Here is a 24,992-nt window from a genome sequence, read left to right on the forward strand (position 1 = left end):
CTCACATTGCCTCTCAGCTGTCAGGACGTCGCCATCAACACTTCGAATTCGTCCCGCAACGCGGCTTCGTTGCTGTCGTCAGCGGGCTTGAATGCCGCCATTGCCGCTTGCGTGCGCCACAGCGCCTCACCCGACAGGACTGGTGTGACCGAAATCACCGCTTCCATTTCCGCGGGTACGCCATTGCAGTGCAAGATGACATCGCACCCTCCGGCAAAAATTGCACCTGCCCTTGCCACGAAATCCCCAGAAAGCGCGTTCATCGATACATCATCCGACATCAAAAGCCCGTCAAACCCGATTTCATCGCGGATTACCTCGTCAATCACCTTGCGCGACGTTGTGGCGGGATGATCCGGGTCAATGTCGGTAAAGACAACATGCGCCGACATCGCCATCGCTTCGCCTGCCAGCGCCTTGAACGGCGCGAAGTCGCGCGCCGAGAGTTCCGCCCGTGCTGCATCGACCCTTGGCAATTCGTGGTGCGTATCGGCACCTGCCCGACCGTGACCGGGAATGTGTTTGATCACCGGAAGCATGCCACCGGCCTTCAGGCCCGCTGATGCTGCCGCACCCATTGCCGTCACCACCTCCGGCGTAAAGCCATAGGCACGGCTGCCGATCACCTCGTGGCCGCCTGGCGCGGGGATATCCAGCACCGGCAGGCAATCGACCGTGATACCGAGTGGCAGCAGATCGAACGCATGCAGCCGTGACATGATCCAGGCCGCACGCAGCCCCGCCTCGGGGTTGGCAAGATACAAAGCGCCAAGTTCCGCACCTGAGGGATATTGCGGCACCAATGGTGGCTTGAAACGCTGCACGCGCCCGCCTTCCTGATCAATCAGGATCGGCGCATCGGCGAGTGAAATGCTCTCACGCAGGTCGGCACACAGCTCCGTGACCTGTTCCAGGCTGACAATGTTGCGGCCAAAAAGGATAAAGCCCCAGGGCCGGTGCTCGGCAAAGAACGCGCGCTCCTCGACACTGAGTTGAGGGCCGGAACAACCGAAGATGACTGCTTTTGATTCGCTCATCGGCCAATGTTAATCGATCCGCAGCCAATTGACAGTTTCAGCACCGCGCATCCCGTTGGCGGCGTAAAGGGCACTCGAAGTCCTGAAATGATGCCTGCAGGTTCCCATCAGAACGCAGAATAAAATGGCAAAGGCCGCGCACAAATGGCGCGGCCCAGATTCACTTCCCGGTCTGCAGGCTGATTACGGATCAGCGCGATACGAAGCAACTGCCGCCGGCAGCCTTGTAACGACTACATAGCGCGTTCGCCTGATCCCGCGTTCCGGCCACAACCCTGACCCGATGGAACACGCCCTTGCCGGGGATGTCGGCCCGCTGGATGTCGACATCACGCCCGCCCAGCACGCTGCTGTAGCGACTGGAGAGCGTGCGCCACGAAGCTTGTGCGCCTTCGACAGTCGGTTGCGATGCGATCTGGACATAGTAGCCACCCGGATTGGCCACAGGCGCGGCCGCAGCTGGTGCCGAAGCAACCTCTGTGGTTTGAGCCGGCGTTGCTGCAGGCGCAGCTGGTGCCGCAGCGACCTCGCCGCCCTGTGTAACCGTGCCCACCACATTGACGGGCTGGTCGGCAGGTCGGCCCTGAGGAACCGGCGCGCGGATTTGCTGGGTCGTGACAACACGCACTGGTGCAGTAGTGCCCGCATCAGGCTCTTCGGCAAGGGTTATTTCGCCGTCAGCCGGTGCCGCGGCGGTTCCAACCGGTGCTGCAGCCCCATCTGGCGCTGCCGTTTCAGTCGCGGGGGACTGCTGATTTGCTACCTGCAACGGCGCCGCAATCGGTTCGGCCTGTTCTGCAGCAGTTGTCACAGGCTGGGTTACCGGTTCCGGGGTCGGATCCTCGCGCGCAACAATCGAACCATCGGGCTTGACGATCATGGTGCGCACCTTGCGCGGCGACACCACCGGTGCGGCTGGCGCACCTGGTCCAGTGTTCGCGTCAGATGCGCCGTCTGCCGTCAGGCGTTCTTCCGATTTTTCCGCGAAGTTGCCGCGGCCCTCCAGTGGCAGCACATCAGGATCGAGCGTACGCTGAACCACATCCACAGGTTCTTCCGCCGAATTTATCAGTGCCGGTTGCCCGGGCTGCGCAGCGTTACCGCCGGCGACCCGGTCGTACACCGCTTTGTCCTGATTGGGCACTGTGACCCCGCCAGGGTTCTCGGGCACCACCTTCACCGGCTCCTTGTCAGCCCGGATGATGCGGGGGCCGCCATCCACAGACCCGTCACCCGTCGACATCATGCTCCAGCCAAAGGCACCAGCTCCGGCCAGCACAGCCACGCCGAGTACGACAAGCGCCAGAAAAGGCCCGCGAGAATCATTTCTGGGGGCTGGTTCTCCAACCATGCCGGTGGCAAACTCGCCATCCAGGGGTGAGGGTTCGTGTTCGTCGCCATCAACCTCATCATAGGGCGGCGCGACATGGACATCATCGCCGCCCAACTCGCGCTCGAGCGCAATATAGTCGTCAGAGCTCTCGTAGCCACGGCCGGCGCCCGCTTCACGGCTCCAGTCGTGAGCCATACCGGTGGCAGCACCAATGCCGCCGGCAACAACCGAGGCAGGCGCAATGCCCTCTTCGGGCCCATCGATTATGTCGGCAAATTCGCGGTCAATCTCGTCGTCAAAGTCCGGACCAACCGGCGCCGGTTCGTCATGCGCGAGATCGGGTACACCGAAATCTGCCACCGCTTCGACACTGTCTTCCGGCTCGGAAATCATCTCGGCGTCGAAAAAGAACCCCTCACCCTCCGGTTCGGCCGGTTGGCTTGTCTGGTCACTGGTCTCGAACCCGGCCAGCCAGTCATCTTGCGCGGGCTCGGCCCAGTCGTCTTGTACAGATTCGCCGTTGTTTGCTCCAACGGCATAATTCGTTGGTGTTTCCGTCGGATAATCAGCCTCGACAGGCGTTACGCCGCCCGCCATTTCATATTCGGCAGCCGAATCTGAACTCGCGGCATCATGTTCGTCAACGCTGGCCAGCCCCAGAAATGCTTCCTCAATCTCGTCGCGTCCCACACCTGGCTGCGGCTCTTGCAACGCGTCGGGTTCGGGCTCTGCAAACGGGCCCCCATCACCGGCAATCGCGTCGTCCATAACAAACGGTTCCACCGTCTCAGGCGCGAGCGCGTCAGGCTCAAACGTCTGTTCAGGATCAATCTCGGCCTCGACCACTGTCTCGGCCAGAATCTGATCGAGATCGAATTCAAGATCGTCGGACTCGTCGAATGCTGCGGGAGACTCGTCGACCGGCGTTGCCAGTCCGAACATGTCCTCGAGTTCCTCGTCCAGTTCTTCCGAAACGCTGGCCTCGATAGCGCTTTCGTTCCAGCCAGAATCCGCAATTGGCTCGGGCACCCCAGCGTCATCGGCAATATCGGCGAGCAGTTCTTCAGCGGCCTCATCGAACACAAAATCGTTGTCGTCCGGTGCGCGCTCATCCCAAGTTGCAACCTCGCCCGCTTGAATCGCAGGCTCAGGGGTATCCCCGGCAATCGGCTGCGGAGCTTCGTCCGCATCGGGCACATCCGACAGGGCAACCTGATGCTCGAACACGTCAAGTTCAGCCGAGAGATAATCCTCAAAATCGACCGCGCCGTCATCCATATCGGCGTCAATAGCCGGCTCTGATGGCGTGGCCGGGTCAGCTTGCGTGTCACTCGTATAGTATGTTGGCGCCTCAAGCCCACCGCGGTCCTGCTCGGCGCCCCCCGTCGCCGAAGTGACATCCTCTATCGGCTGGTTATCGGCAAAGTCGACCGCGTCGGCGTCGTCGACGGGCAGTTCTGCGTCATGGTCAAACGCTGCAGCCAGTTCCGGGCCAAGGTCGTCGTCTTCAAAGACTTGAGAATCCATCGATTCGGGCACATCGGCCGGAACCGGCTGATTATCGCTGCTGCTCGCGGAATGCGCCGGCAATTCAAACCGGTACATGTCGGCCAGAACCGCATCATCATCAACATCAGAAGTAGACACCGCGGGGGCTGGACCGAAATCACGGGAAATGATCTGCCCCAGTTCGTCGGTGCCTGCTTCAGCCTGACCCGCAGCATCAACATCCGTGTGTGCCGCAACGGTCGTGTCATGGGGGTACGTCTCGTCCGGTTCGCTTCTTTGCCAGTCCGCATCCAGTTCAGGTGCTTCCCAGACACCAAAAACGGCCTCATCAGTAGCATCGACTGTTTCGGCAACTCCGTCCGCACCGTCAAGATCCGACAAAAGCTCAGTTTCGAGATCTATCTCGTCGGCAACGTCCTGCTGCAGCTCGATACCGGCCCCGTCATCATGATCAACTACTGCGTCGGGCTTGTTGCCAAGCCAAGCGTCGGCCAGCACGGAATCATCGTCAAATGGATCAGCTTGATCTTCTGCGGAAAAGACAGGGAGAATAGCGTCAACGCCGTCATTCGCGACCTCTTCGGGGACCAGGCTCTCGTCACCTTCCGACTGGCGCACACCTTCGGCCTGTTCATCAGCCTCGTCAGCCGGCAACACGTCAAGCTCGCGCATCAATTCTGCTTCGAGGTCGAAGGCGCTAGGCACCGGTTCGTTATCGGCGGCGACCGGCACAGTCTTTTCGACAGGCCGCTCATAGCCGATAATCCGGGCGAGTTCCGCCAGCGGATCGTCGACTTCGACATCCGGCTCTTGAGTCCGGGTGTTGCTATCCAATTGATCTACCATGCGTCACTCACATACTCTTGCGTAATTCACTGCCAGAGTATTGTGGGTAAAAGGTGACGATTAACGCATTTCCTCAGGGGCATCAGTTCCCGTAATCATGAGACCTGACTTCAACACCGAAGCAACTGCGTACACCAAACCCATTCTGGCAATTGTGGATTGTCGGTTTTTATCATTAACAAACCGCAAACCTGGCTCATCACGGCCCTTGTTCCAGTGACCATGCAGCAGACTTGCAAGGTCATAGAGGTAAAACGCCACCCTGTGCGGCTCCTGACCGGCAGCGGCTGCCTCGATCATTCTGGGATATTCGCCAAGCTTGGCAATCAGCGCCAGTTCACTTTCATGGTTCAGATCGGAAAGATCGGCCGCAGCCAGTGTCGCCGGTGACAGATCGATATCGGGAAACACTTCCCGGGCCTGCCGCATCACCGATGCGCAGCGAGCATGGGCATATTGAACGTAGAAGACCGGGTTATCTCTCGATTGCTCGGTCACCTTGGCAAAATCGAAATCCAGCGTTTCCGAACTCTTCCGGTACAGCATCATGAAGCGCACCGAATCGACGCCGACTTCATCGACCACGTCCCGCAGGGTGACGAAATCGCCTGAGCGCTTCGACATCCGCACCGGTTCGCCGTTACGGTAGATCTTGACCAACTGGCACAACAGCACCGTCAGCTTGGCTTCTCCCGCCGAAACCGCCTTGGCGACCGCCTCCAGCCGCTTGATGTAGCCGCCGTGATCGGCGCCAAGCACATAGATCATCTCTTTGAAGCCACGTTCGAACTTATCGCGGAAATAGGCCACATCGGCTGCGAAATAAGTGTAGCTGCCGTCGGACTTGATCAGCGGACGGTCGATATCGTCACCAACATCGGTCGAGCGGAACAGCGTCTGTTCCCGATCTTCCCATTCTTCCGGCAACTGCCCCTTCGGAGGCGGCAGCTTGCCCTTGTAGACATGCCCCTTGAAGGTAAGATCATTGATTGCGTGGCGAATTTTCTCGGCGCCATTGGCATGCAGACTGCGCTCGGAAAAGAACACGTCATGTTCGACATTGAGTGCCTTCAGGTCAGCGCGGATCATCGCCATCATCGCGTCGATGGTCCGAGGACGGATCAGCGCCATCAATTCGTCTTCGGGCATCTTGGTCAAAGATGCACCAAACTCATCCGCCAGCGCCTGCCCCACCGGCACCAGGTAATCACCCGGATAAAGCCCCGCCGGGATCTCGCCGATCGTCTCGCCGAGCGCTTCGCGGTATCTCAGATAGACTGACTTGGCGAGCACATCGATCTGCGAACCGGCGTCGTTGATGTAGTATTCCTTGGTTACGTCGTAACCAGCAAAACTCATCAGATTGGCCAGCGCATCACCGACAACCGCGCCGCGGCAATGGCCCACATGCATCGGTCCGGTCGGATTGGCCGAAACATATTCGACATTGACCTTGGTTCCCGCACCGAGATTAGAGCGCCCGAAATCGACGCCGTCACCAAGCACCGTGACGACCAATCCCTGCCAGAACCGCGCGGTCAGCCGGAAATTCAAAAAACCCGGTCCGGCCACCGCCGTCTCGGCAACATCACCGTCATCGGCAAATCGGGCAGCGATCATTTCCGCCAGAACCCGCGGATTCATCCCCAGCGGCTTGGCCAGCACCATCGCCGCGTTTGTCGAGATATCGCCGTGGGCAGGATCGCGCGGCGGTTCGACGGCGAGCCGGGAAAAGTCCAGGGCCACGCCCTTTTCCTTAACGACATCAAGCGCTTCAACGGCCTGTTTGATTCTCTGTTCGAAGTCCTTGAACACATTCATGACATTAGTCCGGATAGGGCGGGAAAGGGACGCGCGAGGGCTGGCGGGCAATTGACCGCTGCCTATCGCAATTCAGGGGTATGGTCAAACAAACGCCGGTGTGCGGCAATTGCATAGGTGTCGGTCATGCCCGACAGGTAATCGCTCACCCGTTGCATGCGCAACGCCGGCGACAGATCCTCAAATCCAGCATGGCTGTATTTGTCGCCCATCGCGCCGGGATTGGCAATGAAGGCCGAAAACAGATCGTTGACGATCCGGGTAGCGCTTTCGCGAACCCGCATCACTTCCGGATGCCGGTAGAGATGGGCATAGAGAAATGCCTTGGTCTCGCGGTCGGCGGCAGCGAATTCCTCGGAAAAATGCGCCATTGTCTGACCCGCATGGCGGACATCATCAGCCGATTCCGGCTTGATCCGGGCAATGTTGGCCTGGGTTACGACGATTACGTCTTCGACCATGGCGGTGATCTGCCTGCGCATGACCTCGTTGATCAGCCGCGGTTCCTCGAGATCGGGATAACGCCCGCGAACCTCCGACAACAGCCGCGCGATCAACGGCAATTCCTCAAGCATTTCGAGCGTGATCAGGCCCGAGCGCAGCCCGTCGTCAATATCATGGGTATTATAGGCAATGTCATCGGCAATGGCTGCCGCCTGTGCTTCGAGGCCGGAGTGCGATCCGAGCCACAGATCATGCGACGCATTGTAGGTCAGTATCGGCTCGGGAACCGGCGCCGCATCTGGCCCCATCAGAGGCCCGTTGTGCTTGACCAGTCCCTCAAGCGTCTCCCAGGTCAGGTTGAGGCCGTCAAAATCGGCATACCGCCGCTCCAGCGCAGTGACGATCCTGAGCGACTGGGCATTGTGATCAAACCCACCTGCCCCGCTGAGCAATTCGGCCAGTGCCTCTTCGCCGGTATGACCGAACGGTGTGTGGCCAAAATCATGCACCAGCGCCACGCCCTCGGCCAGGTCCTCGTCAAGCTTGAGCGCTCTCGCCAACGCCCTGGCGATCTGCGCCACTTCTATCGTGTGGGTGAGCCGCGTGCGGTAGTGATCGCCCTCATGGGCAACGAACACCTGGGTCTTGTGCTTGAGCCGTCTGAACGCGGTAGTATGGACTATGCGGTCGCGGTCGCGCTGGAATTCGGATCGCGTCGGGCTTACCGGTTCGGAAAACAGCCGTCCGCGGCTTGCCCATGGATCGGCCGCCCAGGGCGCACGCGCGCCGGTCCCAAAACCAAGCTGTGTTCTGTCGTATTCCATGCCTACCCCGTCACCAGGCTCCGCCCTGCGGCATTGCAGGCCAAACCTGACATGATTAGCCCCGACTCGCCGTGTCCAAGCATTGACGTCGGGCCACGGCCTTCATACCTATAGAGCAAGTGATTTGAAACACGTCTCTTCCGGACCTTGACCCCGGCAAGGAGGTTATATGACTGACACCATATCGGTAACACTGTCGCAGTCGGCGGCAAACCGCATCAAGCAAATCGTCTCCGCCGAAAAAGGAAAATCCGCGCTCCGCGTTTCGGTCGAAGGCGGAGGCTGCTCCGGCTTTTCCTACAAGTTCGACCTCGACGACCAGCCTGGCGAAGATGACGTTGTGCTTGAACGCGACGACGCACGGGTGCTCATCGACCAGGTTTCGCTGGTTTACATGGCCGGATCGGAGATCGATTTTGTCGATGATCTGATGGGCCAGGCATTCCAGATCAAAAATCCCAACGCTGTTGCCTCGTGCGGCTGCGGCACCAGTTTTTCGGTCTAGATACCGACCTGCCATCATTGGCCGCAGTTAAAGGACCCGCGTCTTGAAAATCGCCACCTGGAACATCAATGGCGTCAAGGCGCGGCTCGAAAACCTGCAGGCCTGGCTTCGCGAAAGCGATCCCGACATCGCCTGCCTGCAGGAGGTCAAGTCCGTCGATGAGGGCTTCCCCCGGCTGGAGATCGAGGCATTGGGCTATCACGTTGAAACCCACGGCCAGAAGGGCTTTAACGGAGTGGCGATCCTCTCCAAGCAAAGTCCCGACGAGGTCAATCGCGGGCTACCCGGCGATGACGAAGATGTGCAGGCGCGGTTCATCGAAGCGGTATTTTCGACCAAGAACGGCGTCCTCCGCGTGGTCTCGCTCTACCTGCCCAACGGCAACCCGGTCGACACGCCAAAATTTCCCTACAAGCTGGGCTGGATGGAGCGGCTTCATGCGTTTGCCGCCGACCGACTGGCCCTTGAGGAACCATTGGTGCTCGCCGGCGATTACAACGTCATCCCCGAGCCTGTTGATTGCTACGATCCGAAGGTGTGGGAAGGCGATGCCCTGTTCCGGCCCGAAAGCCGCAGCGCCTTCCGCAGGCTTGAAAATCTCGGCTTTACCGACGCCTTGCGCGCCGTCAACGACCAGCCGGAAACCTACACCTTTTGGGATTACCAGGCCGGCGCATGGCCAAAAAACAAAGGAATCCGCATCGATCACCTGATGCTTTCGCCGGAAGCCGCCGTGCTGTTGCAATCGGCCAATGTCGAAAAACACGTCCGCGGCTGGGAAAAACCTTCCGACCACGTTCCGGTGGCAATCTCGCTCGCTGAGCGTCTGAGAAGCCACGCGATCTGCACAAGACCGGGCGCCGCCTGACAGTGACCAACCAGATTCCATGAATTTGAGGGGGAGCTGAGGGCCCTCCCGTGCGTCAAAACGGTGGGTCATGTGCTGCCCGGACCCTGCCGTGAGTAGAAGGGCCTGCGCCTTGCAAACTTGCCAAAAAGCCGCTTCGGGCGCATCATTTCGCCATGAGACGCGCGCTATACCGGCAATTGCTGACAGGCATAGGTCTTCTGACCGTGCTGGGCTTCGTCGCGCCACAGGCCTTTGCTGGCCAGGATTGCGAATGTCTTGGCAACGGCAAAAGGATCAAGGAAGGCAAAATTGTCTGCCTGCAGATTGGCTCATCCACGCGCTACTTGGCGCGCTGCGAGCGCAATCTCAACAACACCAGTTGGAAGAAACTATCCGACGGCTGTCCGGTGGCGCAAATATCGCCTTGGGCCGGCGCCGCTCCCCCACCCGGCTGAAACCCAAACACAGAATCACCGAAGCTGCCGCGCTTAACGTCAGACTTAACAGCGGGATATTGGATGCCTGATCAGTTCAGGCCCTTGGCCAGCATGTCCTGGGCCAGCGCCACCGCCGTGCGGCGATCAGCTTCGCCGGCGAGCGAAAACGCCCGTTCCTGCAAGCCCTGAATCCAGGGCTTGTCGGCTGGCGCCGAACGCTCAAGCGCCGTGGTCATGAAAGCAAGCCCGCGCACGACCTGGCCTTCTTCGAACACCACATTACCAAGCACCGCGGACGCCGCCGGATGGCCGCTGACGCGAGCCCGGTTAAGCCATTTCTTGGCCTGCTGGATATCGTTGGCGCCGCCCTGACCTTCCAGAATCATCCGGCCCAAACGGTACTGTGCCTCGGGCACCCCAAAAGCCGATGCTGCCTGGAAATAAAGCTGGCGCGCGGCGCCCAGATTGGCCTTGATCGGGCTGCCGGGAATGCCTTTTTGATAATAGATCGCCAGCGACAACAGCGCGTTGACGAAATAACCGGTATCCTGCGATCCCGGCTCTACGCCCTGACGCGCAATGTCATCATAGATCTTGAACGCTTCGTAATCGTTTTCAACCACGCCATCGCCATAGGCATACATGTTGGCCAGTGCCCAGCGGGCACCCGGATGGCCTTTTTCCGCAGCATATTTATAGGCCTCGACGGCCTCGTCCTTGTGGCCCTTCTTGTAGGCCGAAAAGCCGAACTTGAAGAGATCGAACGGACCCGACTCGGGGGAAACACCGCTGTTCGGATCAAACGCCCGCGCCGGCCCGCTCGCGCCAATAGCGGCGGCGAGCATGGCGTAAAACAGGCTGGTCCGGGTAAGACTAAATATCCGCATAGCAGTGCTTTTCTTTCGCTCCGCCCGGATGAGTCACCGCGCCATAGCGCGCTGATCCCACCGTCTGGGCGTATTTCCACAGCACGCCGGATGTGTAATCGGTTTCGCGCGCCGTCCATTTTTCCCTGCGTGCAGCCAGTTCCTGATCAGACAACTGCACATTCAAAACACCTTCGACAGCATCTATCTCGATGATGTCGCCGTCTACGAGCAGGCCGATCGGCCCGCCTTCGGCAGCTTCCGGTCCGACATGGCCGATGCAGAAGCCGCGGGTTGCGCCGGAGAACCGGCCATCGGTGATCAGCGCCACCTTGTCGCCCATGCCCTGGCCGTAAAGCGCGGCTGTGGTCGACAACATTTCCCGCATGCCGGGGCCACCCTTCGGCCCCTCATAGCGGATAACCAGCACTTCGCCTTCCTTATAATCGCGATTTGTGACGGCATTGAAGCACTCTTCTTCTGAATCGAAACAGCGCGCCGGTCCTGTGAATTTCAGCCGCGACATGCCTGCAACCTTGACGATTGCGCCGTCAGCGGCAAGATTTCCCTTCAGACCGACAACGCCACCGGTCACGGTAATGGGGTTGTTGGCCGGGCGGACCACGTCCTGATCCGGGTTCCAGGAGACCTTTTCCATGTTCTCGGCCATTGTCCTCCCGGTAACAGTCATCACATCGCCATGCAGATAGCCGTATTCGAGCAATGTCTTCATCAGTAAGGGAATGCCGCCAGCCTCGAACATGTCCTTGGCAACGTATTTCCCACCTGGTTTCAAGTCGGCGATATAGGGCGTCTTCTTGAATATCTCGGCCACGTCGAACAGATCGAATTCGATGCCGCATTCATGGGCAATCGCCGGCAGATGCAGGGCCGCATTGGTTGAACCACCAGAGGCCGCCACGACGGCAGCAGCGTTTTCCAGCGCCTTGAGGGTAACGATATCGCGGGGGCGGATCTGCTTGGCGATCAGTTCCATCACCTTTTCGCCGGCGGCATAGCAGAACCGGTCGCGCATTTCGTAAGGCGCGGGAGCGCCACAAGAATAGGGCAATGCCAGGCCAATGGCCTCGGCCACTGTCGCCATGGTGTTGGCGGTAAACTGCGCGCCGCAGGAACCGGCAGACGGACAGGCCACCTGCTCGATTTCGTACAGATCCTCATCCGACATCGCCCCGACCGAATGCTGGCCAACGGCTTCGAACACGTCCTGAACGGTTATCTGGCGGCCGCGGAAGTTGCCCGGAAGGATCGATCCGCCATAAATGAAGATCGACGGCACGTTAAGCCGAACCATCGACATCATCATGCCCGGCAGGGATTTGTCGCAGCCAGCAAGCCCGACAATCGCGTCGTAGCAGTGACCACGCATCGTCAGTTCCACCGAATCAGCGATCACGTCCCGGCTGGCCAGTGAGGCCTTCATGCCCTGATGGCCCATGGCAATGCCATCGGTGACGGTAATGGTGCAGAATTCACGCGGCGTGCCCTTGGCCGACGCGACGCCCTTTTTGACCACCTGCGCCTGGCGCATCAGCGAGATATTGCACGGAGCGGCTTCGTTCCAGCATGACGCAACACCCACCAGTGGCTGGGCAATCTCCTCACTCGAAAGTCCCATCGCATACAGATACGACCGGTGTGGCGCCCGCGCGGGGCCAACGGTGGTGTAACGGCTTGGAAGTTTGGACTTATCGAATGGTGCGGTTGTCATGGGATCCTCAGACGCGTCTGGCCATAAAACCAAGCCGCGGTGCCGAACTAGAGGTCCGGCCTGCGCCTCGTTTGTGGCGGGAAATGGGCACATAGCGCCCACCCGTTTCATAGCAGATGCATTCCCAAAAAAGTGTTGCGAAATCGTCACAATGCGTGATCACGAACAACACAGAGGCCGCTGCCGCAACAAAATTTCACCGCGGCCCGGCAAATCGACAACTGCTGACTATAAGCCAAACCAGCCGGCGCCCTTTCGAAGTTGGAGCGCACCCGGAATGCGAAAAAACCCCGCCGGCTCAATTGCCCCCTAAGTTGATGTGCAACTTTCGGGGGGCAGTTAATCCGGCGAGGCTTTGTCAGCTTAATTTTAAATTGGCGTCAGAATTTAACCAGGATGTTTGCTCCGACCGTGTAGGCCCAGTCATCACCAACGGTGTAGGCAAACTTGTGACCGGGACCAATGCCGCCGGCGCCGGTGCTCAGCGCAACGCTACCACCTTGCAGATGGCTGATGGCACCACCAACACTGATCTTGGTCATTTCATTGAGATTGAACTGAACACCAGAAGCGAGCGTTATTGTATCACCGTGGACATCTTCCGTGGTGCTTACGCCCTGGTCGTATGTCAGTGACAGCGAACCGGAAAGCTTGTCGTTGAACTTGTGGCCAACACCAAGTGAATAGGTCCACCCGTCCTTGAAGTAGAACTCTTTTCTGTTCGCCGGAGCACCAAGTGCTGAGGTGTAGGTAAGGACGTCGAAAGCAGCCCAATTTGTCCATTTGACAGAACCAAACACAAGCCAGCCAGGCGCAACACCAGTCTGCGCCTTGATCTCGAAGCTCTGCGGCAACGTCGCACTACCAACCGCACTCGGATTGCTGAAGATGCTACCAGCCGCAAGTGCAGCGGGCGCATAAAACGTGCCGTCAAGGTTGTGAACAACTTCGGAACGATACATAGCCTGAACGCGCAGTGCGATCTCCGGCACGTCATAGGCAGCGCCCAAACGGTAACCAGGCTGGTAGTTTTCCTTCAGTTCCAGAGTCGTGAAGTTGTTTGCAACCGAAATACCGCCAACAAAAGTACCTTCATGATAAGAAATATCTTCAACAAAAGCACCACCGAGTAGCCAGAGATTGCCAGGGCCAGCCTTGAATTTGTACCCACAGGTCAGACCAAGCTCGTTGGCGACGAAATCCATCGAAGCCGTGCCCTTCCTGTCTGCAGTCAATCCGGCAACTATTGCCTGGGGACCGTAACTGACATCAGCACCGAATGGCTGCGTATAGGTACCCGCACAACGTAGATCTTCGGTGATATTGAATTTGGCTGCGGCTGTTGGAACAGCATACGAATCGGAATAATCGCTATCGGTAACGGCGGCGCCGTTGATTGTTTCGTATCCGCGGTTGGGGGTGGTGTAAACGACCCCAAGACGGGCATCAAAACGTCCATCTTCGTAGATTATATCCGTATCGGCGTTACCGCGCGAAAACCCGTTGGCCTGCACCCCGGAAACCATCGCTGCGCTTGCCGCGAACACCGCGACGAGTGTTTTCAAATTACCGCTAATCATGAATCCCCTCCAGGGCGTAAAAGCTTACGAATGACGTAATTAGGTAAAGTTTTCTGTAACTTTGTAAACCGCACGCGCTCTCGCCTCGCAGCAACGCCTTCCTGCAGCAGCATCGTTCGCTGCAAAAATCCGCCAAAACCTACCCAAACCGAGTAAAACAGGGCAGTTCGTGAGCAAATCTGCCCCAAAACCGGGGTAAACGCGCCTCAGAGCAAGGATTTGTTGCAATTTCGTCACATTTGCCATGATTTTGCCAGGATGCAAAAACAGTCCCGCGGCGAAACCGCCCAGTGGCCCTCAAAAGTACCGGTGGCCCCGAAATTCGGGGCCACCGGTACAGAATCACATACTGCCAGTCTCAATATCAGCCAGTTTGGCCGAGACGCTCGATGGCCATTGATAGCTTGTCCCTCTGGCCGATCAGGTCGGCGAGCTTTTCGCGTTCGGCAGCAACAATCTCGGGCTTGGCGTTGGCCACGAACTTGTCGTTGCTAAGCTTGCGCTCGATCTTGTCGATATCGTCGGCCACCTTGCCCAAAGCCTTTTGCAAGCGTGCTTTCTCGGCGTCCAGATCGATCAGATCGCCGAGCGGCAGGCAGGCAGTCGCCTCGCCGACCACAATCTGTGCCGATCCACGTGGCGCCGCGGTTTCCAGCAGTATGTCGCTGACCCGCGCCAGCCGCATGATAGCCGGCTCGTGGCGAACCAGTCGTTCGCCGGTTTCAGCGTTGGTGCCCACCATCACCAGCGGCGCCTTGGCCGACGGCGGCACATTCATTTCTGCCCGCACCGAGCGCAGACCGGACACAAGATCGATCAGCCAGTTGATTTCGGCAGCAGCGGCATTGTCTTCGAACTCAGGCTCTGGCCAGGCCGCGTGACAGGCAAGCCCTGCCCCCTCACCCGCAAGATGCGTCCACAGCTCTTCGGTCATGAACGGCATGAATGGATGCAACAGCTTGACCGCTTCCGCCAGAACATGCGCCGCGCAAGCCCTGGATTCTGCCTTTGCGGCCTCATCTTCGCCCATGAATACCGGCTTGAGCAATTCAAGGTACCAGTCGCACACCTGGTGCCATACAAACCGGTACAATGCCCCAGAGGCTTCGTTGAACTTGTACGCTTCGATCGCCACCTTGACTTCAGCCGCCGTGCGGGTGAGCTCGGTCAGAATCCAACGGTTGATTGTCAGCTTGACGAAGGCCGGATCGAAATTCGGGTCCAGCGCAGCACCATTCATGTCGGCAAAGCGCGTGGCATTCCACAGCTTGGTGCCAAAATTGCGGTAGCCGGCAATCCGCGACGGGTCGAGCTTCACGTCGCGGCCCTGTGCGGCCATGATCGCCAACGTAAAGCGCAACGCGTCAGCGCCATATTCGTCGATCAGTTCCAGCGGATCGATCACATTGCCCTTGGATTTGGACATCTTTGCGCCGTGCTTGTCGCGCACCAGAGCATGGACATAGACCGTGTGAAACGGTTCTTCATCCATGAAATGCAGCCCCATCATCATCATCCGGGCAACCCAGAAGAAAATGATGTCAAAGCCGGTCACCAGCACATCGGTCTGGTAGTAGCGCGCCAACTCCGGCGTCTTGTCTGGCCAGCCCAGCGTTGAAAACGGCCACAGCGCCGACGAGAACCAGGTGTCGAGCACATCTTCGTCGCGGGTCAGGATTTCGCCAGGCTTGAAGTTTTCAAGCTTCTCCTCGACCCAGGCCTTCCACGGTCCCTCATGGGCCAGATAGTGCTGGATCGCAGCCTCAAGTGCTGCTTCCTCGTCCTTTTCGACGAAAACCTGCCCGTCGGGCCCGTACCAGGCCGGGATCTGGTGTCCCCACCACAACTGCCGGGAGATGCACCAGGGCTGGATGTTCTCCATCCAGTCGAAATAAGTCTTTTCCCAGTTCTTCGGAACGAAATTGGTCCGCCCCTCGCGCACGCTTTCGATCGCCGGCTTGGCCATTTCGGCGGCGTTCACATACCACTGGTCGGTCAGGAATGGCTCGATCGGCACGCCGCCACGGTCGCCATGCGGCACCATATGGGTGTGCGGCTCGACCTGATCGAGCAGCCCGAGCTCTTCCATCTTGATGACAATTTCCTTGCGAGCGGCAAACCGGTCCATGCCATCGAGTTCTTCGATCACCTCGATCAGCTTGCCCTCGACCTTAATACCTTCGAGGAAATCCTCGTTGTCCTTGAGGGTGACGCGGGCGTCGGTCGTCAGGATGTTGATGGCCTTGAGATGGTGGCGCTTGCCAACCTCGAAATCGTTGAAATCATGGGCCGGTGTAATTTTCACGACCCCCGATCCGGCTGTCTGGTCAGCATAATCGTCACCGACAATGTCAATGCGTCGACCGACAAGCGGCAGGATCACCTGCTTGCCGATCAGATCCTTGTAGCGGGCATCCTCGGGATTGACCGCAACCGCCGTGTCGCCAAGCATCGTTTCAGGCCGGGTCGTGGCGACAATGATGTAATCACGCGTTTCATACTGGTAGGTGTCGCTCTCCTCGTCGTAGGAGACTGGATGCTCATAGGTCACGCCATCGGCCAGCGGATAGCGGAAATGCCAGAGATTGCCCTTGATTTCCACCGGCTCGACCTCAAGGTCGGAAATCGCCGTAAGCAGTTCCGGGTCCCAGTTGACCAGCCGCTTGTCCTTGTAGATCAGGCCTTCCTTGTAAAGGCTGACAAACACCTCGAGAACCGCGCGCGAAAGGCCTTCATCCATGGTGAAGCGCTCGCGCGACCAGTCACAGGATGCCCCGAGCCGCTTGAGCTGGTTGAAGATGATCCCACCGGATTCTTCCTTCCAGTTCCACACCCGCTCGATAAATTTCTCGCGCCCGATTTCGTGCCGGTTGGGTTCCTTGCGCTCGGCCAGTTGCCGCTCGACGACCATCTGCGTGGCGATACCGGCATGATCCATGCCTGGCTGCCACAACACATCACGACCCTGCATCCGCTGGAACCGGACAAGAATGTCCTGCAGCGTGTTGTTGAGCGCATGCCCCATATGCAGCGACCCGGTGACATTGGGCGGCGGAATGACAATGCAATAGGGCTCCGCCCCGGGTTTCGCGCCGGCGCCGGCGGCAAACGCGTTGGCGTCCGCCCAGCGTGTCGCAATTTTCGGCTCTACGGTCGCAGCGTCATAGGTTTTTTCAAGCATGTTCGGGTAACCGCCTGCATCATGTGGGACAAGGCTCGGATAAACCGGAACGGCCGGGCGAAGTCAACAACAAGGCGGATCAGCGGATCAACAACCGTGCAGCAAATGCCCGCATGCTGGCAATCCGGAGCAGATAAAACACCAATAGCGTCGCCGCCATCATCGGCCGCTCCGGTCTAGACGACGCTAACGCGGCTCGCAACTAACTTCTGTTGCCGCGCGACACTCGCTCGATTTCTTCGCGAACCAGCCGCTCGACAAGCGTTGGCAGGTTGTCATCGAGCCACTGGCTGAGCATCGGCTTGAGCATTTCCTCGGCGATTTCGTCAAATGACCTGGTCTGTCCTGCGGCGATTGCTGAGCTTAGTTCCTCAAACGCTGCGGCGACCTTCTCTCCGGTATGCAGGGAAACCAACTGGCTTCCGCTCACCTCCGGTTTGTCGGCGTTTGCCACATCGGGCTCAGCTCCCGCGCTCATTGCCGTATCCACCTGCTTTGCAGGCTCGGCGGGATCCGTCGGCACAGAAGTTTCCACCTTGGGGACAATCGACACTACCGGTTCATTGGAGACCAGCGCCTGCCGGAGTTCTTCCGCCACGGCGTCGTCGATGGCGGCGTCGGTGTCTGCTTGCCGGTCGGCGGCGACTGCAGCCACCGCTTCCGGGGACAAACGCACACGCGCCGCCACATCGGCCAGCGAGACAGGCTCCGAGCGCCGTGGAGCTTCCGGCTCTACCGAGTGCTCGCCCACTTCATCCTCGGTGACCTCGTCGTTGAAGAAGCCATTGCTACGGGCCTCGTCGCGCACCGAGTTTTCAAGATCTGAGTTTGATTCGTCTGCATAATCGTCGTGGGCACCGTCAAAGGCGTTGCCGTGCTCGTTTTCACCTGCGGGCTCATTGTTCTCGATGATCCTGCGGATGGACGCCAGAATTTCTTCCATCGACGGTTCGCGCTGTGCGCCGGCCTGTCCCATGATTACGCTCCGTTACTCTCGTCGCTCGGCTCATGACCACCGGCGAATCACCCTTCAACTGTAGGGCATTGTCGAAGCATTGAGAATCACGCTTGTGGGCGGATCCCGGATCATGCACAGAAATATCGGTCGGAAAAGAAACCCTTAGCGTCCGTCGACGGTACGCAGGCCATACCAGCGGTCTTTGGTTGCCTCGTAGTGTTCTTCGGCACGATAGTTGGCAACACGCAGCCCAAGCCGGTCAACAGTCAATTTGCCAGTGGAGGCAAGCACAGAAAAGCTCGCCAGGATGGCATTGCGCTCGGATTGGGAAATCGCTTCCTTGGCATCGAGCACGGTCTGCTGCGCATTGAGCACGTCGAGTGTGGTCCGCTGTCCCACGCGGCGTTCTTCGACAACCCCGTTAAGCGCCAGATTGGCTGCGGATAGCTGCGCGCGGTTGGCCTCGATGGTTGCCTGAGCCGCTTCCATCTGGGTCCAGGACGTAACGACGGACTGCTGGATCGAACGCCGGGCCTTGTCGACCAGTATGCGCTGCTGACCCAGTTGCTCTTTGGCCTGGCGAACCCGTGCCGACGCCGCACCACCTTGATAAATCGGCACGGTGACCCGTGCCTCAACCCGCGCCGTGCTTACACCTGCATCGGCCTCGGAGACCGAACCGCTCAACCTCACGCCAGGCAGGAAGGTTCCCTCCTGGGATTTGACGTTGTAGCCGGCAGCATCAACCCCATAGAGCGACGCCAAAACCACCGGATGCTCGGTCACACCTTGCGAGACCGCACTGTCGAGGCTCGGTGGCAGCAATTTGCGCGGCAGCGGTACGGCCTTCAGATCCTTGGGCATGGTGCCGACAATCTGCGCATAAACGGCGGCGCTCGATTTAGCCTGGGCAATCGCCGCCGTCAGGCTGGCTCGGGCGCCTGCCAGTTGCGCCTCGGCTAGGCTGACATCGGTGCGGGTGCTTTCGCCGACATCAAAGCGGGCTTTGGCAGCCGAAAACTGCTCCTGCAAAAACGCGATATTCTGTTTCCGGTAAACGACAATCTGGTTGTCGCGATTAACATTGACATAGGCCTGAACGGTGGCGAGCAGGATATCGATCTCGGTGCCGCGCAGATTTTCCCGGCCGGCAAATACCTGCGCCTCTGCAGCGCGCACATTGTTACGGGTCTGAAACCCGTCAAACAGCATCTGGTTGATCGATATTCCGACGTTGGCGGTATTGGTCTCGAAGCCGTCTACGCTGGTCGATGAGGCAACTGCTTCGGCGGCAATGATCGGCCGGTAGCCTGATTTCGCCAAGGCAACCCCTTCATCCGTGGCGCGCAACCCTGCCCGCGCCGCGTTCAGGTCCGGATTGTTTTCATAGGCCTTGGCCATCGCCTGATACAATGTCTCAGCAAATGCCGACTGCGGAGATATCGCCACCATGGAAAGGACCGCAGCACAAGCGAGCGACTTTTTTATTAATGACACGAGCAATCACTCCAGCATGCGCACAATCGGGCACGACCCGAAACAGCACAGGATACGATTTTGGTGAATCACCAAAACATCTGAGCTACTACTTATATAACCGGCGGCACTCTACGCAATGTTACAGCCGGAAAATACATGTACTAAACCCGGCAAAGTGACCTTCGCGCAACAGCACGACATTTCGCAACTTCAGCGCCTGCAGCACATCGTCCGTGCCTAGAATACGAATTCGCGCGATTTCCGAAAGCCGGGCAGCGGCTTGACCGACACGTTAAAAGCCGGCCTGCCGGATACCACGCCGCCATCCTTGACGTATACATATGCCTGAGCCGCAGCTCCCGTTCCGATCGGCGCAATCAACCGACCGCCTTCACGCAATTGGTCAAAAAGCGCCTCGGGCACGACCTCGACCGCACCATTGAAGAAAATCACATCATAGGGCCCTTCGGCAGCGTAGCCCTTTTCCAGATCACCGGTGACGACGGCGACGTTGTCATAACCGGTATCGCTGAGTTTGGCGCTCGCCGCCTCGGCCAGCGCGCCATCGCTCTCGACCGCAACAACAGACCCGGCCAGCATCGACAACAGTGCCGCCGAATAGCCCACTCCGCAGCCAATCTGGAGAACAACCTGATCGGGCGTGATCTGCGCCAGTTGCAACAGCTTGGCCAGCGGCGATGGTTCCATCACATAACGGACAACGCCTTCCTCACCACCGGAGGTGATCTGAAGGTCGGTATCGATATAGGCCAGCGGCTTGAGCGGCGTCGGCAGAAAATCTTCGCGCGCCACTGTCAGAAATGCCTTCAGGACCGAATGCGACGTCACATCCGTCGTGCGTATCTGATTGTCCACCATTTTCTGGCGGGCGTCTTGATAGTCGGTGCCCATCCGGTCTCTCCGATGCATCTGGTTCGCGCTTCAATAAAGCGCCACATCAACAGTTTCAAGCTGTACCACGGGCGCAGCGGGAATATTCACTGTTTTGAGCTCGGCAGATGTTGATAATCTCATTGTCGATAGCTCCAGCCCCTTGCATCGGCATGATTCTCCGTCTATTTGCCAGCCGTCCGGTACCAGACCGGCATGAGGCCTCGTGGCGGAGTGGTTACGCAGAGGACTGCAAATCCTTGCACCCCGGTTCGATTCCGGGCGAGGCCTCCAAAATCAATCACATCTCATCGTCTGTGGACTTGGGCGGCGCTCGCCGCTTCGACCGTGCAGGTTTGCGCCGTTCGAGCTTGACCACAAGCGAACGTCGCCAGCGCCGCACCATCGGCAGATCCTGCGACAGAATCAAAAAACCGAGCGGCACCATCCAGAAGCCGAGAATCGGTAAAAACCCCAGAAAACCACCGATAATCAGGCCTGAACCCAACGTCACCCGAACCGGCGCGCGTGCAGGCAGGCAAATTACCCTCCGCCCAACCCGGATTTCGCCGCGGGCAGCGTTGAAACTGAAAGCCTTCATTTTCGCCATTCAAACCCGCACCTGCCGAGAAATTCGGCTGTTGGCCCTACCCACCAGATGGGTTTTCTTGCCTCGTTTGGCAATATAGGTGCTTTTTCTTGAAAAACAGCTTGGCAAATCGGAGAGGCATTTGTTATAGGCCCCACACACTGCTCAAGGCGGTGATCCCCGGTAGCTCAGTGGTAGAGCAATCGACTGTTAATCGATCGGTCGCTGGTTCGAATCCGGCCCGGGGAGCCAGATTCAGGAAAGGTCGCACCTTTTAAGGTTGCGGCCTTTTCTTTTTTTACCGACGCACCGTCCGTTAAATTGGCGTACGCCCAAGTTTATTTCCTGAAACTTCTGATCCGTCTTTTCCGTAGAGCCGTATGACGCAGTCAAAGGCCCGGCGATTTAGCCCCAACGGAATCTGATTTTCAAACATGCCCCACGACGACAGCATCCTCAGCGATACCGCCATTGTCTGGTACCGCAACGATTTGCGCACCGGCGACAATGCAGCACTGCTGGCGGCAAGCCGGCATCGCGCGGTTGTGCCGGTGTTCATCCACCAGCCCGTCTCCCCTGCCCGCACGCTGGGTGGCGCACGAAACTGGTGGCTGCATCACTCGCTTGCACGGCTGGGCGAACAACTTGAACACCTAGGCGCACCGCTGCTGCTGCTGACTGGCGACCCGGAAGAACTAATTACCGGCCTGGTCCAATCGACCGGTGCCTCGGCAGTTTACTGGAACCGGCGTTACGACCCGGCTTTTCAGGACGCTGACACCGCGCTCAAGCATCAACTCCAATCAGACGGCATCGTCGCCGAGAGCTTTGCCGGCCAGTTGCTGCATGAGCCGACGCGGCTGCGCACCGGCAGTGGCGGATTTTACAAGGTCTACAGCCCGTTCTGGCGCGCAATTGAACCAGATCTCGATAATCGGCCTCCCGTTCCTGCACCACAAACACTGGCGCCGCTTGTCCCTGCTCCGGCGTCCGAAAGTCTTGATGACTGGAAATTGTTGCCGACCGGACCGGATTGGGCCGGCGGTCTCGCCCGGGCATGGCTTCCCGGCGAAGAAGGCGCCAAGGAGCGGCTTGCGGAATTTCTCAATGAACGCCTGCCCGATTACGCCGAACGTCGCGATGTTCCCGGTGTTGCCGCCACTTCCGGATTATCGCCGCATCTGGCCCATGGCGAGATCACACCGGCGCAAATCCTCGAAGCACTCAAACACAGCGACACCGAAGCATCAGCCGCCGACCGTACGGTTTTTCGCAAGGAAATTGGCTGGCGCGAGTTTTCCTGGCACCTGCTGGCCAACCGACCAGACCTCGCGAATTCCAATTACAGCAGCAAATTTGATGATTTCCCCTGGATTGCCCCGCCAGACCAGGCGCTTTCGGCATGGCGCAAAGGCATGACCGGTTACCCGATTGTCGACGCCGGCATGCGCCAGCTCTGGCAGACAGGCTGGATGCACAACCGCGTGCGCATGGTCACTGCCTCTTTCCTGACCAAGCACCTGATGATCGACTGGCGCCAGGGCGAAAGCTGGTTCTGGGACACGCTGGTCGACGCCGATCCCGCATCCAACGCCGCAAGCTGGCAATGGGTGGCCGGATCGGGCGCTGACGCGGCCCCCTATTTCCGCATTTTCAACCCGGTGCTTCAGGGCGAAAAATTTGACCCCGAAGGCGATTACGTCCGCCAGTTCGTGCCGGAACTGGCGCAGATGCCCAACCGCTACCTCCACAAGCCCTGGGCCGCACCTGACCACGTGCTGGCAAAAGCCGGTGTTCGGCTGGGCGAAACCTATCCCGAACCCGTTGTCGACCATCAGACGGCGCGCAACCGCGCGCTTGCCGCCTATCAGCAGATCAAGGATGCCGCATGAACGTTCATCTCAAGCCATTCGCCACCTCCACCGGCCGTCAGCGTCTGCGCGTTGCCGTTATCGGCTCCGGCATCTCCGGCGCGTCGGCAGCTTGGGCCATGAGCGATTTGCACGACGTCACAGTCTACGAATCAGCCTCGCGTGCCGGCGGCCACACCGCCACCGTGGATATTGATTATGATGGCGCGGCGATCTCGGTCGACACCGGCTTCATTGTTTACAACGAGCTCAATTATCCCAACCTGACCGCATTGTTCGCCCATCTCGGTGTCGATACCCACGACAGCGACATGAGCTTTGCGCTCTCGCTCGATCACGGCAAGCTCGAATGGGGCGGCGACAATCTATCGACGCTGTTTGCCCAGAAGCGAAACCTGCTGCGCCCGTCCTTCCTGCTAATGCTGCGCGAAATCCTGCGCTTCAACAAGATCTGCCTGCAGGACCGCGCCGCCGGCCATCTTACCGCCCGTTCGATCGGCGATTATCTCAACTGGCGCGGCTTTTCGCCGGGCTTCATGAACAATTACCTGGTGCCGATGGCTGCCGCCATCTGGTCAACGCCCGCCAAACGCTTGTTGGAATTTCCGGCCACCTATTTCGTCAATTTCTTTGAAAACCACCGGCTGATCTATTCGGAACGACCGACCTGGCGCACTGTCACCGGTGGCAGCCGCAATTATCTCGACAAACTGCTGGCGCCGCTCGGCAACCGGGTTCGGCTCAATACCGGCGCCGTCTCGGTTCGCCGCGGCGGGGCGGGCGTCGATATTCTCGACACCACCGGCCACCTTGAAAGCTACGACCGGGTGATCTTTGCCTGCCACACCGATCAGGCATTGCGGATCCTGGATAACCCGACAGCAGCCGAAACAGCCGCTCTCACCGCCATACCCTACAGTCCCAACAGGGTGATTCTGCATCGCGACAAGCGCTTGATGCCGACCCGCAAGAAAGTCTGGGCCTCATGGAACTACATGCGCTCTTCCGATCCCCAGAGTGACTCCAATGTGGCGGTTTCCTACTGGATGAACCGCCTGCAAGGAATCGATCCGGCCAAACCGTTGTTCGTAACACTCAACCCCGATCGCGAGCCAAGGCCGGACCTGGTGTTTGGCGAATACAGCTACGACCACCCGCAATTCGGCAATGACGCCATGCAGGTGCAAGCGCGTCTGAAGCAGATCCAGGGCGACAATCATACCTATTTCGCCGGCGCCTGGACCGGTTACGGGTTTCACGAGGACGGGCTTACCTCTGGCATCAATGCAGCAGAGGCGCTGGGCGCCACCCTGCCCTGGCGCCAGCCCGCAGCAACCCCGCTGGAATTGGCTGCTTGAGCATGAACATTCCCGCCCTTGCGACCCCTGCCATGGACCAACGGCGCCCGGCCTCGCTATATGCTGGTGATGTCATGCACCAGCGCATGAAGCCGGTCGGCCATCGCTTCCGCTACAAGGTCTACTCGCTGCTGATCGATCTCGACCAGCTTGACCAGGCCGATCGTCTGTCGAAGCTGTTTTCGGTCAACCGCGCCAACCTGATGTCGTTTCACGAATCAGATCATCTGCGCGGGTCCCGGGCAAAATCACTTCGCATCCATGTCGACGCGCTGTTGCATGCCGCCGGTCTCGACCAACCCGCCGCCCGCATCGAACTCGCCTGCTACCCGCGGATCTTCGGCCACGTCTTCAATCCGCTGTCGGTTTACTATGCCTATGACAGTGCCGATGAACCCGTTGCGATGATCTATGAAGTGCGCAACACTTTCGGCGAGAGCCACACCTATGTGTGTCTTGTCGAGGATGGAGAATTGACACCGGCCGGCATCCGCCAGAGCCGGGCAAAGAACTTCTATGTCTCGCCCTTCATCGAGCTTGAGATGCGCTACAACTTCCGCATGAACAGGCCGGCAGAACAGCTCAAATGGCGCATTCTGGAGACAGACCAGTCTGGGCCGTTGCTTGCGGCGACCTATAATGGCACACGCAGAGACCTCTCGAACCGATCTATTGTCGCTTGCCTATTGCAGATTCCGCTTCTGCCGTGGAAGATTGTCGGCGGCATTCACTTCGAAGCGCTCAAATTGTGGCTCAAGGGAATGCGTACCGTGCCGCGCCCGGCGCCGCCTCCCATGGCGAGCTTTCGCGATCAGGGAAAGCTCGATCATCCGGTGGCCAAGCCGTGACGGAGCAACTGATGGCAGAACTGAGGAGGCTCT

General features: G+C 59.0%; 18 protein-coding genes and 2 tRNA genes. 8 read left to right on the top strand and 12 right to left on the bottom strand.

The features are described 5' to 3' along the window. Nucleotides 1–20: 20 nt before the first annotated feature. The 4 genes from nagZ to ACK6D9_RS14510 form a co-directional block, all read right to left on the bottom strand. Nucleotides 21–1,037: a beta-N-acetylhexosaminidase gene (gene nagZ, locus ACK6D9_RS14495; RefSeq protein WP_412049039.1), complete on the bottom strand. Its 1,017-nt coding sequence runs from the start codon at nt 1,035–1,037 to the stop codon at nt 21–23. A 190-nt stretch (nt 1,038–1,227) separates the two neighbouring features. Continuing rightward, a complete protein-coding gene (locus ACK6D9_RS14500; protein ID WP_412049040.1) occupies nt 1,228–4,725 on the bottom strand; it encodes an SPOR domain-containing protein in 3,498 nt (1,165 codons plus the stop codon). Between the two features lie 60 nt (nt 4,726–4,785). After that, nucleotides 4,786–6,546 carry an arginine--tRNA ligase gene (argS, locus tag ACK6D9_RS14505; RefSeq protein WP_412049041.1) on the bottom strand — a complete coding sequence of 587 codons (1,761 nt, stop codon included), beginning with the start codon at nt 6,544–6,546 and terminating at the stop codon, nt 4,786–4,788. A 62-nt stretch (nt 6,547–6,608) separates the two neighbouring features. After that, on the bottom strand, nt 6,609–7,814 hold the full coding sequence (locus ACK6D9_RS14510) for a deoxyguanosinetriphosphate triphosphohydrolase (protein ID WP_412049042.1): 1,206 nt from the start codon (nt 7,812–7,814) through the stop codon (nt 6,609–6,611). Between the two features lie 169 nt (nt 7,815–7,983). Between ACK6D9_RS14510 and erpA the strand changes: the two genes are divergently transcribed. From erpA to ACK6D9_RS14525, 3 genes are all read left to right on the top strand, one after another. Beyond that, nucleotides 7,984–8,319 (top strand): iron-sulfur cluster insertion protein ErpA, encoded by a 336-nt coding sequence (gene erpA, locus ACK6D9_RS14515; protein ID WP_322989238.1) that lies wholly within the window; start codon nt 7,984–7,986, stop codon nt 8,317–8,319. Between the two features lie 43 nt (nt 8,320–8,362). Continuing rightward, entirely contained in the window at nt 8,363–9,187 is an 825-nt protein-coding gene (xth, locus tag ACK6D9_RS14520; RefSeq protein ID WP_412049043.1) for an exodeoxyribonuclease III, read from the top strand. Between the two features lie 155 nt (nt 9,188–9,342). Further along, the gene (locus ACK6D9_RS14525) at nt 9,343–9,624 is read left to right on the top strand and encodes a hypothetical protein (RefSeq protein WP_322990824.1); all 282 of its coding nucleotides are present in this window, start codon (nt 9,343–9,345) and stop codon (nt 9,622–9,624) included. 71 nt (nt 9,625–9,695) lie between these two features. On the opposite strand, the gene ACK6D9_RS14530 is transcribed toward ACK6D9_RS14525, so the two are convergent. From ACK6D9_RS14530 to ACK6D9_RS14560, 7 genes are all read right to left on the bottom strand, one after another. Then, nucleotides 9,696–10,493 (bottom strand): tetratricopeptide repeat protein, encoded by a 798-nt coding sequence (locus tag ACK6D9_RS14530; RefSeq protein ID WP_412049044.1) that lies wholly within the window; start codon nt 10,491–10,493, stop codon nt 9,696–9,698. Next, on the bottom strand, nt 10,480–12,204 hold the full coding sequence (gene ilvD / locus ACK6D9_RS14535) for a dihydroxy-acid dehydratase (protein WP_412049045.1): 1,725 nt from the start codon (nt 12,202–12,204) through the stop codon (nt 10,480–10,482). Before ilvD ends, ACK6D9_RS14530 begins: the two co-directional genes overlap by 14 nt. Before the next feature lie 380 nt (nt 12,205–12,584). Next, nucleotides 12,585–13,784 carry an OmpP1/FadL family transporter gene (locus tag ACK6D9_RS14540; protein ID WP_412049046.1) on the bottom strand — a complete coding sequence of 400 codons (1,200 nt, stop codon included), beginning with the start codon at nt 13,782–13,784 and terminating at the stop codon, nt 12,585–12,587. 364 nt (nt 13,785–14,148) lie between these two features. Continuing rightward, nucleotides 14,149–16,965, bottom strand: coding sequence for a valine--tRNA ligase (locus ACK6D9_RS14545; protein WP_412049047.1), 2,817 nt, complete (start codon nt 16,963–16,965; stop codon nt 14,149–14,151). A 202-nt stretch (nt 16,966–17,167) separates the two neighbouring features. Continuing rightward, nucleotides 17,168–17,941, bottom strand: a complete 774-nt coding sequence (locus tag ACK6D9_RS14550; RefSeq protein WP_412049048.1) for a PopZ family protein — start codon at nt 17,939–17,941, stop codon at nt 17,168–17,170. A gap of 144 nt (nt 17,942–18,085) precedes the next feature. Then, nucleotides 18,086–19,420: a TolC family outer membrane protein gene (locus tag ACK6D9_RS14555; protein ID WP_412049049.1), complete on the bottom strand. Its 1,335-nt coding sequence runs from the start codon at nt 19,418–19,420 to the stop codon at nt 18,086–18,088. Between the two features lie 219 nt (nt 19,421–19,639). Beyond that, entirely contained in the window at nt 19,640–20,314 is a 675-nt protein-coding gene (locus ACK6D9_RS14560; RefSeq protein WP_322990244.1) for a protein-L-isoaspartate O-methyltransferase, read from the bottom strand. Between the two features lie 199 nt (nt 20,315–20,513). Between ACK6D9_RS14560 and ACK6D9_RS14565 the strand changes: the two genes are divergently transcribed. After that, a tRNA-Cys gene (locus tag ACK6D9_RS14565) sits at nt 20,514–20,587 on the top strand. 7 nt (nt 20,588–20,594) lie between these two features. Here the strand turns inward: ACK6D9_RS14565 and ACK6D9_RS14570 are convergent. Continuing rightward, nucleotides 20,595–20,903: a hypothetical protein gene (locus tag ACK6D9_RS14570; protein ID WP_412049050.1), complete on the bottom strand. Its 309-nt coding sequence runs from the start codon at nt 20,901–20,903 to the stop codon at nt 20,595–20,597. A gap of 156 nt (nt 20,904–21,059) precedes the next feature. On the opposite strand from ACK6D9_RS14570, the gene ACK6D9_RS14575 reads away from it, so the two are divergent. The 4 genes from ACK6D9_RS14575 to ACK6D9_RS14590 all read left to right on the top strand — a co-directional run bounded on the left by ACK6D9_RS14575 (nt 21,060) and on the right by ACK6D9_RS14590 (nt 24,959). Continuing rightward, a tRNA-Asn gene (locus ACK6D9_RS14575) sits at nt 21,060–21,134 on the top strand. A 182-nt stretch (nt 21,135–21,316) separates the two neighbouring features. After that, nucleotides 21,317–22,774, top strand: coding sequence for a cryptochrome/photolyase family protein (locus tag ACK6D9_RS14580; protein ID WP_412049051.1), 1,458 nt, complete (start codon nt 21,317–21,319; stop codon nt 22,772–22,774). Continuing rightward, a complete protein-coding gene (locus ACK6D9_RS14585) occupies nt 22,771–24,111 on the top strand; it encodes an NAD(P)/FAD-dependent oxidoreductase (protein ID WP_412049052.1) in 1,341 nt (446 codons plus the stop codon). Before ACK6D9_RS14580 ends, ACK6D9_RS14585 begins: the two co-directional genes overlap by 4 nt. Before the next feature lie 2 nt (nt 24,112–24,113). After that, entirely contained in the window at nt 24,114–24,959 is an 846-nt protein-coding gene (locus ACK6D9_RS14590) for a DUF1365 domain-containing protein (RefSeq protein ID WP_412049053.1), read from the top strand. The last annotated feature ends 33 nt before the right edge of the window (nt 24,960–24,992 follow it).

The sequence above is a fragment of the Hoeflea sp. Naph1 genome (assembly GCF_046837775.1).
In the GTDB taxonomy this organism is placed as follows: Bacteria; Pseudomonadota; Alphaproteobacteria; order Rhizobiales; family Rhizobiaceae; genus Hoeflea.